At 75.1% G+C, this 11,918-nt stretch carries 7 protein-coding genes; 1 reads left to right on the forward strand and 6 read right to left on the reverse strand.

Annotated features, from left to right (window positions below):
• Positions 1-1,080: 1,080 nt before the first annotated feature.
• The gene (locus tag UK82_RS27725) at positions 1,081-1,347 is read left to right on the forward strand and encodes a hypothetical protein (protein ID WP_055410262.1); all 267 of its coding nucleotides are present in this window, start codon (positions 1,081-1,083) and stop codon (positions 1,345-1,347) included.
• 79 nt (positions 1,348-1,426) lie between these two features.
• Here the strand turns inward: UK82_RS27725 and UK82_RS27730 are convergent, their stop codons facing one another.
• The 6 genes from UK82_RS27730 to UK82_RS27755 all read right to left on the reverse strand — a co-directional run.
• A complete protein-coding gene (locus UK82_RS27730) occupies positions 1,427-2,797 on the reverse strand; it encodes an acetyl/propionyl/methylcrotonyl-CoA carboxylase subunit alpha (RefSeq protein ID WP_044886387.1) in 1,371 nt (456 codons plus the stop codon).
• Positions 2,797-3,456: an acetyl-CoA carboxylase biotin carboxyl carrier protein subunit gene (locus UK82_RS27735; RefSeq protein ID WP_044886388.1), complete on the reverse strand. Its 660-nt coding sequence runs from the start codon at positions 3,454-3,456 to the stop codon at positions 2,797-2,799. The genes UK82_RS27730 and UK82_RS27735 overlap by 1 nt, the downstream gene beginning before the upstream one ends.
• Positions 3,453-5,258 carry an acetyl-CoA carboxylase carboxyl transferase subunit gene (locus UK82_RS27740; protein ID WP_055410264.1) on the reverse strand — a complete coding sequence of 602 codons (1,806 nt, stop codon included), beginning with the start codon at positions 5,256-5,258 and terminating at the stop codon, positions 3,453-3,455. The genes UK82_RS27735 and UK82_RS27740 overlap by 4 nt, the downstream gene beginning before the upstream one ends.
• The gene (locus tag UK82_RS27745) at positions 5,255-6,919 is read right to left on the reverse strand and encodes a PfaD family polyunsaturated fatty acid/polyketide biosynthesis protein (protein WP_044886390.1); all 1,665 of its coding nucleotides are present in this window, start codon (positions 6,917-6,919) and stop codon (positions 5,255-5,257) included. Before UK82_RS27745 ends, UK82_RS27740 begins: the two co-directional genes overlap by 4 nt.
• Positions 6,913-9,123 (reverse strand): beta-ketoacyl synthase, encoded by a 2,211-nt coding sequence (locus UK82_RS27750; RefSeq protein ID WP_055410266.1) that lies wholly within the window; start codon positions 9,121-9,123, stop codon positions 6,913-6,915. The genes UK82_RS27745 and UK82_RS27750 overlap by 7 nt, the downstream gene beginning before the upstream one ends.
• Positions 9,120-11,918 (reverse strand): SDR family NAD(P)-dependent oxidoreductase (locus UK82_RS27755; protein WP_152990039.1); only part of this gene is annotated, 2,799 nt, incomplete at its 5' end. The genes UK82_RS27750 and UK82_RS27755, both read right to left, overlap by 4 nt.

Consider the following 11,918-nt stretch of genomic DNA (forward strand, 5'->3'; position numbering starts at 1 on the left):
GTGCGTCTCGTCCACGCGGCGGGGCCCTCTCCCCCCTCGTGACCGGCACGCCGGCCGGTCACGGAAGTCGGCCCCGGACTGGTAGGCGCCCCCTCGCCACCGGTCCGGGGCCGCACTCGTACCCAGACGAACGCCTGTTTCTCGAGCACGGTGGGGTGACGGCGGGACGGGCGGGGTGCGCTCCGGNGGTTCTCCGGGTCGGCTCCGGGTCTGGTCCGGGTCTGCTCCGCGGGCACTCCGGGCCGTCCACTCCGGGTCGGCTCCGGGCTGACGCGGCGTGGACTCCGCGTCTACGCCGGNGAAATTCCGTGGAATAACCGAATCTGCACCGTTCCACACCGGTATGCGCGGCGGCAGGGTAGGTGGAGCGGGAACCATTCCGGTTTCCGCTTTTCCCCTTCCTGACCCCCGGGGGTATTCCTGTGCGCTGCCGCATTCTTTGCCGATCATGTGAACGGGCCCGGGGGGTGCCGGCCGTTGATCCCACCCCACCCGATGGGAACATGCGTTCGACTCTGGTCGTTGGGGATGAGGCGGGTGGGGCGCTGGTCGTCCTGCCGCGGTTCGCGTGTGCTGTGACGCCAGGTGGACGGGCTACCTCGTGGGNCCGCGGTGACGGTCCGGGTCGGGCTCGGAGCGCGTCGGTGACTGCCGTCCTGTTCCCGTCGACCCCTGCGCCCGTCGGTCTCGTGCCGTCGGTCGGTGGGGTCCGCCTGGAAGCGGTGTTCCCCTGATGCAAGCNCGACGTNNCGGCNTGANCGGCNCNGGCGGTGAGCCGAGNCTCNNCGGNGAGAGGTTCCTGCCGTTCGGCGATGAACCGGACGGCGGCCCAGCCGACCCGGACGGCGCCGCGCCGGATGCGGCGCCGACGATGGTGCAGCCGGCCGGATCGCCGATGCCCGCGGACGGGCGGGCGGGCGGGCTGCCCCCCGCGGAAAGATCATCAATCGGGGATCATGTGGCGCGGCTGCTCGCACGTGCGCCGCGTCTGACGGATCAACAGAAGATGGATCTTCGGCGGTTGCTGGGGCCTCCACCCCGATGGGGAACATGATCGAATGGTGGTGCCTCAACCGAAGTGTGAGGCGGCTACTCCTGCTCTGCACGGCCCACCACCACGCCATCCACGACGAGCACATCCACCTTGACCGCGCCCCGGACGGCACCGTCACCGCCCGGATCCCCGACGGCCGCGCTCTCACCGAGGCCCCACCCATCCTCCCCGGCCCCGAACCCGCCGCCATGCTCGCGCGCGCCACCCGCCACGTCACCTCCACCGCCATCCACACCGAGGACGGCGGCCGGCTCAGCCTCCTCGACTCCATCCACGCCCTCCTCAACCCCTGAGCCAACCCCTGAGTGACAGACCGAGGCGGGGCCGGTTCCGCGGAACCGCGGAACCGAAGGGCCTCTGCACCGGTTCCGGTTAGGCCACTCGGGGCTCGGCCGGGGCAAGGAGGGTCTCGGCAAGGGATGTGTCGTGCTCGGCGGCGCGGAAGCGCGGGTGGTCGAGCGCGTCGGCGAGGAAGCCGGCCGTCGTCGCCACACCGGCGCCCACGACGCGGGTCTCGGCGAGCGCGCGGCGCATCCGGGCGATCGCGCCGTCGCGGTCCGGTGCCCAGACGACGACCTTGGCCAGCAGCGAGTCGTACAGCGGCGGGATCCGGTAGCCGGCGGTCAGGTGGGTGTCGACGCGGACGAACGGACCGCCGGGCAGGTCCAGTTCGGTGACGAGACCCGGGGTGGGGCGAAAGTCCCGGGTGGGATCCTCGGCGTTCACCCGGCACTCGATGGCCACACCGCGGGCGGTGACGTCGGACTGCGGGTAGCCGAGCTCCTCGCCCGCCGCGACCCGGAGCTGCTCGGCGACCAGGTCGAGGCCGGTGACCATCTCGGTGACCGGATGCTCGACCTGCAGCCGGCAGTTGACCTCCATGAAGTAGTAGGCCCCGCGCGCCGGATCGTAGAGGAACTCCACGGTGCCGGCACCGACGTAGCCGGCCGCGAGCACGGCGCGCACCGCCGCCTCCCCCAGCTCGGCGACGCCGTCGGGGTCCACCCCGGGCGCCGGGGACTCCTCGACGAGCTTCTGGTGGCGCCGCTGCAGCGAGCAGTCGCGGGCGCCCAGGTGGACGCCGTTGCCGTGGCCGTCGCACAGCACCTGGATCTCGACGTGGCGCGCGGATTCGAGGTAGCGCTCCAGGTACAGCCGGCCGTCGCCGAACACGGCCAGGGCCGCCGCCCGGGTCTCGGCGTAGGCGGCGGGGAGGTCCGCGCGGTCGTGGACGACGCGCATGCCACGACCGCCGCCGCCGGCGACGGCCTTGAGAATCAATGGGTAGCCGATGTCGCCGGCGAGCGCGAGGGCGGCGTCCGGGCCGTCGAGGGCGTCGCGGCTTCCCGGCAGCAGCGGCAGGCCAGCGTCACGCATGATCCCACGGGCGACGGCCTTGTCCCCCAGCCGGGCCATGACGTCGGCCGGCGGCCCGATGAAGACGATCCCCTCGTCCTCGCAGACCTCGGCGAACTCCGGGTTCTCCGACAGGAAGCCGTAGCCCGGATGGATCGCCTCGGCGCCGCGGGTCCGGGCGGCCTCCACCACCGCCGGGATGTTCAGGTAGCTGCGCTTCGCCGGACCCGGGCCGACCTGCACCGACTCGTCGGCCAGCCGGACGGCCGCGGAATCCCGGTCGGCGGCCGAGTGCGCGACGATCGTGCGGATGCCGAGCTCGCGGCAGGTGCGCACCACCCGCAGCGCGATCTCGCCTCGGTTGGCCACCAGGACGCTGCTGAACATCAACGGCTCCCGTTCGGGGCCTGGTCCAGCGGCGCGAGCAGGAACAGCGGCTGCCCGTGCTCGATGGCGGTGGCGTCCTCGACGAGAATCCGCACGACCCGCCCGGCACGCTCCGCCTCGATCGGGATCATCAGCTTCATCGCCTCGACGATCGCGACCTGCTGGCCGGCCCGCACCGTGTCGCCCTCGGCGACGAACGGCGGCTTGCCCGGTTCCGGCGCGCGGTAGAACATGCCGACCGACGGAGAACCGAGCGGGAACGTCCCGGCTTCCTCGGGCGCCGCCGGCTCACTCGGCTGCGCAGCCGCAGCCGCGGCCGGGGCGGAGGCCACCGCCGCGGGTGCGGACACCGCCGCGGGTGCTGCCGGGGCCATGGGGGCGGAGGGCGCGGCCCAGCGGGTCCGCGCGGGCGCGATCGGTGCTTCCGCGTACCCCGGGCCGGTGCTCGTCCAGCCCATCTCGACGCTGACATCGCCGGCCGACACGCGGACGTGGCTCGGCGCGACCCGTGCCCGCACGGACAGCTCCAGCACGTGCGCGCCGAGCACCGCGACCACGGCGTCCACGGCCGGTGCGGGCACCCGGCTGTCGCCGCCGTCCGGGTCGACGTCCCCGGTCGTTCCCGGCACCTGGTCGATTGCCGTCGAGTCGGTCGTCATCTGGTCGCCTCCACGCTCCGGTCGGTCTGGGACTCGTGCGCGTCGCCGCTCGGCGCCGGCGCCGGCACCGGTGCAGATGCAGGTGTCGCGACGCCGAACTGCCGGAACCTGGCCCGCCGGCGCGTCACCAGGTTCATCTGGTCCAGTGGCAGCAGGTCGGCGAGCGCGCCCCGCAACGCCTCACGCAGGCGGGCGGCGGTTCCCGCCGGATCGGCGTCGGCGCCGCCGTCCGGTTCGGGGATGACGCCGTCGACGACACCGAGCCGCAACAGCTCGCGGGCGTCGACCCGCAGGGCCGCGGCAGCAGTCGGCGCGGCCGCCGGGTTCTTCCACAGGATCGCCGCGCAGCCCTCCGCGCTGATCACCGAGTAGACGGCGTTCGCGCACATCAGGACGCGGTCGGCGAACGCCAGCGCTAGCGCGCCGCCGCTGCCGCCCTCGCCGGTGACCACGGCGACGACCGGCACGGGCAGCCCGGCCATCAGCCGCAGGTTCTCGGCGATCGCGACGGCCTGGGCCTGCTCCTCCGCCTCGATGCCGGGATAGGCGCCGGCGGTGTCGATGAGGGTGATCACCGGCAGCCCGAGCTTGGCGGCCAGCCGCATCACCCGGGCGGACTTGCGGTAGCCGGCCGGGGTCGGCATCCCGAAGTTGCGGTAGCGCAGCTCGTCGGCGGTGTGACCCTTCTGGGTGCCGAGGACGGCGACGGGTATCCCGTCGAGCCGGCCCAGACCCGCGACCAGCGCCGGGCAGTCGGCCGACATCCGGTCGCCGCGCAGCTCGGTGAAGTCCTCGAGGATCATGGCGGCGTAGTCGAGCGTCGTCGGTCGGCCCAGGCGGCGGGCGGCGCGCACGCTCTCCCAGGCGTCGCGCCGCGCAAGCTGCTCCGGGTCGGTGACGACCGCGCGGTCCGGCCGCCCCGCCTGGCGGGGAATGCCGTCGGCGCGCCGGCTCGACACCGACAGCAGCCGGGCCAGGTTCGCCCGCAGCTCGTGCCGGGGGCTGATGAGGTCGACGACGCCGTGGGCCAGCAGGAACTCGGCGGTCTGGAAGTCCTCGGGCAGGGACTGGCGGATGGTCTGCTCGATCACCCGGCGCCCGGCGAACCCGAGCCGCGCACCCGGCTCGGCGATGATCACGTCGGCGAGCGTCGCGAAGGAGGCCGCCACGCCGCCGAAGGTCGGATCGGTGATCAGCGAGACGGTCAGGATCCCGGCCTCGTCGAGCTGGCCGAGGGCCTGGCTGGTCTTGGCCATCTGCATCAGGGCGATCGCGCCCTCCTGCATCCGCGCCCCGCCGGAGGCGGTGACGGTCAGCAGGGGGGTGCGTTCGCGCAGGGCGAGCTCGGCCGCCCGGGTGAACACCTCGCCGACGGTCGCGCCGAGGCTGCCGCCGAGGAAGCGGAAGTCCATCACGACGACGACGACGGGGTTGCCGTCGATGGTTCCGCGCACGCAGGCCGCCGCCTCGTCGAGGCCGGTGCTCGCGCGGGCGTCGCGCAGCCGGTCGCGGTAGGGGCGGGTGTCGGTAAACTCCAGCGGGTCGCCGTCGATCGCCGGCACGTCCACCGGCCGCGCCGAGTCGGCGTCGAGGAGCAGGTCGAGACGCTGGTGGATGGTCATCGGGGCGTGCCAGGAGCAGTCGGGGCAGACCCGCCCGTCGCGGGCGAACCGCCGCTCGTAGAGCATCGTGCCGCAGCCCCCGCAGAGCAGCCAGGTCGATCCCGGGCCACGCCGGGGGATGGGCTCGACCGTGGTGGGCTCGACCGTGGCGGGCCCGATCGTGATGGCCTCGATCGTCATGGTTGGCTGCCTCTCCTGACGGCTGTCTCGTTCGGCGGCGGGGCGGGCAGGTATGCCGCGGCGGCGGCGGGCAGGCGCAGCCCGGCCGCGCGCAGCGCCGCGACGCGGTCGGCGTATGCCGCCCCCCGCATCAGGTGGGTGGCCAGGTCGACGACCCGGCGGTTGCCCACCTGTGCCAGGTAGGTGCCGGCGACCCAGCCGTTGAAGGCCCCCATCGCCGGCCCGCACCACACCTGGTAGTCGGGGGCACGCTCGGCGTCCCCGGCGATGCTCCATCCCGAGGAGCGCCCCAGGTACCAGCGGAACACCAGCGCCATGCGGCGGCGCGGGTCGTCCGCGGCGCGGGTGATCTGGTCCGGGTCGCGCTCGGAGAAGTACCGCACGCAGTCCTGCCAGACGTCGTCGAGCGAGCGGCGGAACACCCGCGTCTCCAGCGTGGCCCGGATGTCGGCGGGCAGCGCGTCGACGCCGTCGTAGGTGCGGTAGAGCTCGTAGAGCTGGCGCGCCCGGCCGGGGAACAGGGTTCCGCGGCGCAGCACCTGGACCTCCACGCCGAGCTCGAACATGTCCGCGGACGGCGCCATCACCGTGTCCGCGACGCCGGTCGCGGCCAGCAGCCGCTTGGTCGTGTCGGACTGGTCGGCCTCGACCGAACTCTGGTTGATCGAGCCGGTGACGACATAGGCGGCGCCGAGGGCGAACGCCGCCGCCGCGGCGGCCGGTGTGCCGATGCCCCCGGCCGCGCCGACCCGCACGGGCGCGGCGTAGCCCTGTTCGCGCCGGATCCGCTCGGCGAGCGCGAGCAGCTCCGGCAGCAGCACCAGCAGCGGCCGGCGGTCGGTGTGGCCGCCGGAATCCGCCTCGGCGGTGAGGTCGTCGGCGAGCGGCACCGCGCGGGCGAGCTCGGCCTGCTCGGCCGTGACGTCGCCGGTCTCGACGAGCCGGCGGACCAGCTCGGGCGGCGCCGGGCGCAGGAACCGCTCGGCGACCTCGGCGCGCGACACCTTGCCGATCACCCGATGGGCGGCCTCGACCCGGCCGGACCGGTCGCGGCGCAGGCCCGCGAGCCGGTAGCGGACGAGCTGCGCGGTGGGTTCGACGAACGCCGACGCCTCGACGCACCCGACCCCGTGGCGCAGGCAGGCGTCGATGGTGGCCGCCTCCAGCGCCGGTTCGCTCGGGCTGTGGATGAGGTTGCAGGCGAAGGGGCTGCCGGGCGCGTCCCGCCCGATCGCGGCGAGCGCCTCGTCGACCCGGGCCGGCAGGACGCCGGCGGCGCCGAACGAGGCGAGGTAGCCCTCGCGGGCCAGCGCGGCGACCATCCGGGCCGAGGCGATGCCGTTGGCCATCGCCCCGGCCATGTAGGCGTACCGGACGCCGTGAGCGCGGCGGAACTCCGGGTCGCCGAGCGCGTGGGCCGGCCGCGGCCCGACGGCGGCGAGCACCTGGCCGCCGCCGGTCACGACCCGGCCCACCTGCGTCGCGTCGGTGCTCGTGCGGACCTGCTGACCGTCGCGCAGGACACCATCGCGCAGGACATAGCAGGGCAGGTCGAGGGCGAGCAGGTCGCGCTGCACCTGCGCCAGGTCGCCACCCGCCTGGGCCGGCGGGGCCGGCGGGGCCGCGGGCCGGCTCGCTGTTGTGGCCGTGGGCGTCACCATGGGGCGGCTCCGTCCGTGCGCAGTTCGACGGCGACATCGATGAGTTCGTAGATGCGCAGCCCCGGCTTCCAGACGCTCGCGTCGGCGGTGACGCGGACCCGGCCGGGGGCGCGGCGCACCTCCTTGAGGTGCACCTCCAGACGGGTCTCCCCGTCCGTCGGCAGGAACTGTCCCCGGTACTTCCACGTGAACGGCGCGTCCACCGGCAGCACGAAGGCCGGGTCGACCAGGCCCTCGGCGTGGGGCGAGTCGAGCAGCCACTCCTGCATCGCCTGGATCACCGTCTCCACCCCGAGGGAACCGGGAATGACCGGGTCGAGGTGGAAGTGGCGGGCGAAGAACCAGTCGTCCGGGTCGATCGGGCGTACGGCGTGCAGGTAGCCCTGGCCGTAGCGGCCGCCGCCGTCGACGACGTCGAGGGTGTCCAGCAGGGCGAGGTGGTCCCGGGCGACCAGGGGCGCGCCCGGGTCGTCGCGGCGCGCCGCGACGTCGAGGGTGCGGACCGCCGGTCGCGGCGAGATGGCGTCGAGCCAGGTCGGCACCGACCGGCCGGCGTCCAGGCCGGTCTGGTTGGCCAGCGCGGCGTCGCTGAAGTAGCCGAACATCGTCTCGCCCTCGTAGAACGGCTCGCCGTCGACGGACAGGGTGTAGCCGAAGCTCTGCAGCGACGAACCGGGCATGTCGGTGGTGGACAGCAGCGTCGAGTGCTGGCGGATCGTCGCGTCGCGCAGGTCCACCTCGCGCAGCACCCGTGCGGTCCCGCCGAGGTTGCGCAGGCTGACCATCGCCGCCGGGTCGGCCAGCGTAGCCCCCAGGTAGTAGCCGACCATGAGCGCCGCCTGCAGCGACGTCTCCATGTAGACGCAGTTCGGCATCGAGGCGTTCGCCGTGTCGGCGAAGTACCAGGAGTCCGCGGGCGCGTCGTACTCGGTGACGTGCCAGGCGCCGCCGGCCAGCGACGCCGGATCGCCGCGGGTGCCGTGGACCTCCAGCACCCGGTCGACGAGCAGCAGCCCGCCCGACGGCAGCCGGGTGGCCTTGCGGCCGGTGTAGCCGGCAAACTCCGGGCCGAGGGCGATTGCCTGGTCGCCGCGGCAGAAGTGGGCCATGTGGAACTCGTTGAGCATCGCCGGGTCACCGAAACGGTTCTTCCGGCCGAGCCAGACCGGCGTCGTCCCGCCGGGCCCGGGCCCGACCGGCCGGCCGGCGCCCTCGCGCAGGCCGACGGCGACGTCGGTGACGCGCCCGAGCACCTGGTCGCTGCCGACCGGGCGGATCTCGGCGTCGGCGCGCAGCGCGGGCCGCGGCACCAGGTCGATGTCGGTCACCTCGAGGACCAGCTCGAGCTCGCCCGAACCGGTGACAGCCGGGTCGACCTGAGTGCCGGGAGCGGCGCCGTCGACGAAGTGGGCGTCGAGCAGGCACAGGTGTAGGCCGAGGTACACCGCGAACAGGCGGGCGGCCTGGGCCGCGGCCTCGACCAGGCCCTCGCCGTGCGGTGCGGGGCCGACGAGCCGGGCACGGACCAGGCCCCGCCCGGGGCGCCCGCCGCGCAGCTCGATCGCGTCGACGGCGGCGAGCAGCAGCCCGCCGTCGGCGGCGAGGCGCACCGAGCGGTCGTGGCCGTCCTGGTCGTAGGCCGGGCCGAGGACGTCGGCGATGGCGCCCCGGGCCAACCGGTCGAGGTCGGCGACGCCCAGCACCCCCACGGCGCTGCGGGCCAACGGCTTGAACGACGCCTCGGTCGTGACCCGGGGCCGCGCCGGGGCGGGCGGCAGTCCGGTGGGCACCGCTGGACCTGACGGGAGGGCAGGACCTGACGGGAGGGCAGGACCTGACGGGAGGGCAGGAGTTGACGGGAGGGCAGGAGCTGACGGGAGGAGGGCCGGCCCGACCGGACGCGCCGGCCCGCCGTCGAGCCCGCCTAGTACGCGCAGTTGCAGCGCGGCCTGGGCTCGCAGGGCGCTCGCATGCGCCGCGGCGGTCGTCGCGCGCAGTTGCCGAATCAGCTCGGTGGGGCGCGCGTCGGTGGAATGGGTCTCGGCAGGATGGGTCTCGGCAGGATGGGTCTCGGCAGGGGAGGACGGAGCAGTCGAGGAGGGCGGGGAAGGCGGCGCGGCGGGACCCGAGGCAGGTGCGAAGGCCAGCGGGTCGAACGGTTCGCCGACGAAGTCGAGGCGCTCGGCCTGGTCGACCACGGTCATGACGGGAGTTCCTCGTTGTCGGTCGGGGTGGGATCCGCGGTGGGGATCTGCCGCCAGGCCTGGACGGCCTCGGCGAACTTCGCGGCCATGCCTGGCGTCGCGGCCACCGTGACATCGGTGAACCGCACCAGGACGGCGCCGTCCGGGGTGCAGGCGGTGGCGGTCACGGTCGCCGTGCCGCCGCCGGCGTCCACCCGCGCCCCGTCCAGCACGAGGACGAAGGGCGCGGCGTCGGGCAGGGGATGGAAGTACTCGGCGCGGCCGATGCCCAGTGGCAGGCAGGCCTGGCCGAGCAGGGCCTTGCCGAGCACCGGCGGCCCCTGCAGGAGCACGTCGGCGAGGACGGGGCTGTGCAGCGCGCCCCCGAACGCCGCGCGCAGCTCCTGGTCGTCGTCGAGCTGGCATTCGAGGACCAGGCGGTCGCCGCCGCGAGCCAGCACCCGGCGCATGCCCTGCAGGCGTGGCGCGTGGAACTGGGTGCCCTCGGTGTAGATGGCCAGGGCGTCGGGCGGCCCCTCCCCCAGCCGGTAGCCGGGCCAGCCGGCCACCGCGGGGCCGAGGCGCGCCGGACCCGCTTCGGCGGCGGCAAGCACGAACGTCGCCGCGTAGTGCGACACGGGCAGCCGGCCCGAGCCGTCTGCGCGGACCGCGACGCGGACGAGCAGCCGCCCCGCCTCGCCCGGAACCGCGGGCTCGGCCTCGACCCGCGCGCCGTCGGGCGACGCGCCGTCGAAGACGATGCCCTTGTGCACCGCGAAGTCGCGGACCTCGACGACGCGGCGACCCGGGTGGGACCGTTCGACGACGTTGATCATCCAGCCGAGGCCGAACGTCGCCGGGAGCACCCGGTGGGCACCGATCCGGTGGGCGGCGATGACGGGATGGTCGACGATCGGGGTGAGCGGCCGGCGGGCACGCACGGCCGGCCCGCCGGCCGCAGTCGGTTCCGCCAGGGAGCGGCCCGGCCCGACGAGCACGCACACCTCGCCGGCGCGGTCGGGACGGAACGCATCGGCGAAGGCGCGGGCACCCGCGTCGGGGGCCAGCAGCTCGACGCCGCGCGCCTGGAACAGCTCCCGCAGGGCGGGGGTCACCATGCCGCCGTCCCAGGCGCCCCAGTCGATCGCGGTGACATGCCAGTCGGGACGGTCGTGTCTCATCGCCGCGGCCACCCGGCACAGGGCCTCGTTGGCGGCGGCGTAGTCGGCCTGGCCGGGGTTGCCGTACAGCCCGGCGACCGAGGTGAACAGCACCAGGTGACGCAGCGGGGCACCGTCGAGGGCATCGAGCAGCGCCCGCAGCCCGGTCAGCTTCGGCGCGAACACCCGGGCCACGTCCGCGGCGGTCTTGGCGGGCAGCAGCGCGTCGGCGAGCACCCCCGCGCCGTGCACGACCCCGGTGACCTGCCCGCGCACCTCGCCGAGGGCGGCGCCCAGGGCGTCGGCGTCGGTCACGTCAACCGCCACGTACTGCGCGCGCCCGCCGGCGGCCGCGATCGCCGCGACTGTCGCGCGGATCTCGCGCTGGGCCAGCAGCCCCTGGTAGATGCGTTCCACCTCGCGAGGGGTGGGGCGGGTGCCCTCGGCCCGCAGCCGGGCGATCACGGCGGCCTTGAGACCGTCGTCGGGGACGCCAGCAGCCCAGTCGGGCTCGTCGGCCAGGGCCGACCGGCCGAGGAGCACGAAGCGGGCGCCGGCACGCTCGGCGAGGGCGCGCACGCACAGCGCCGTGACGCCGCGGGCGCCCCCGGAGACGACGAGGACGTCGTCCGCGCCGACGGTGACCGCCTCCGCACCGCCGTCGGTCACAGCGTCGCCGTCGGTCACAGCGTCGCCGTCGGTCACAGCGTCGCCGGGGGTCACAGCGTCGCCGAGGGTCACGGGGGCCGGGACGGCCTGGTCGGCCGCCGCGAGGGGGTCGAACAGGCCGGGGACGACGGTCCAGCGCACCGAGCCGGCGTCGATGCCGACCTCGCCGGTGTCGCGGGCGGCGTCATGAAGCTCGGCGTCGAGCAGCTCGGCGACGGTGTCCCCGGCGAGGCCCGGCGCGACGTCGACGGCCCGGCAGAACAGCTCCGGGGTCTCTGCGGCGAGCGTCTTGACGATCCCGCCGACCCCGCCGAGCAGGGACGCCGCGGCGCCGGCCGTGCCATGGTGCCCCAGCCCGCCGTCAAGGCGGGTGAGGGTGACGAACGCGGCGCGGGAGCCGGCCGCGGCGGTCGCCGACAGCGACAGGTGAGCGTGCCGGGCGACCAGGACGTTCTCTGCGAGCACCGCGACGGAACGGTCCCAGTCAGCGCGGTCCCGGTCGGCGCGGTCCCGGTCAGCGCTCGGGGTCAGGACCGTGAGGGCGAGGTCCACCCGCCCCTCGAAGGCGGCGGCCAGGGCCCGTTCGACGTCGTCGGGGGTCGGCACGGCCGGGCCGCCGGGCGTGGCGGCGTCGAGGTCGGCCTCCCGCACGGTCCACCCCCGTGTCCGCAGGCCGTCCAGGATCGGACCCACGCCCGGGTCGCCGCGATGGACGACGACGGCCACCGGGGACTCGGCGTAGGGGCGGTCGAGCCGGTCGACTCCGGGCAGGGTCACCAGCCGGACGGGCCGGCGCGGCGCCCCGGCCGGCTCACCGGCTTTTGGGTCGACACCACCTGCCTCCGGGCCGACGGACGCGGCAGGTGATCCGGGTGATCCGGGCGGCGCGGCGGCGACGAAGTCGGCGATCTGGTCCAACGTCCGCAGCTCCGCAAGCTGCTCGGGACCCACCGTCGGCGACTGCGGGAACCGCTCCCGCAACGCCCC

This window comes from Frankia sp. ACN1ag, from assembly GCF_001414035.1.
GTDB classification, from domain to species: domain Bacteria; phylum Actinomycetota; class Actinomycetes; order Frankiales; family Frankiaceae; genus Frankia; species Frankia torreyi.

Excerpts from the sequence above, each read along its gene's own strand:
- UK82_RS27735 (WP_044886388.1), bottom strand. The coding sequence starts at position 3,456 with ATGACGACCGACTCGACGGCAATCGACCAGGTGCCGGGAACGACCGGG.
- UK82_RS27750 (WP_055410266.1), bottom strand. The coding sequence starts at position 9,123 with ATGACCGTGGTCGACCAGGCCGAGCGCCTCGACTTCGTCGGCGAACCG.
- UK82_RS27740 (WP_055410264.1), bottom strand. The coding sequence starts at position 5,258 with ATGACGATCGAGGCCATCACGATCGGGCCCGCCACGGTCGAGCCCACC.
- UK82_RS27745 (WP_044886390.1), bottom strand. The coding sequence starts at position 6,919 with ATGGTGACGCCCACGGCCACAACAGCGAGCCGGCCCGCGGCCCCGCCG.
- UK82_RS27730 (WP_044886387.1), bottom strand. The coding sequence starts at position 2,797 with ATGTTCAGCAGCGTCCTGGTGGCCAACCGAGGCGAGATCGCGCTGCGG.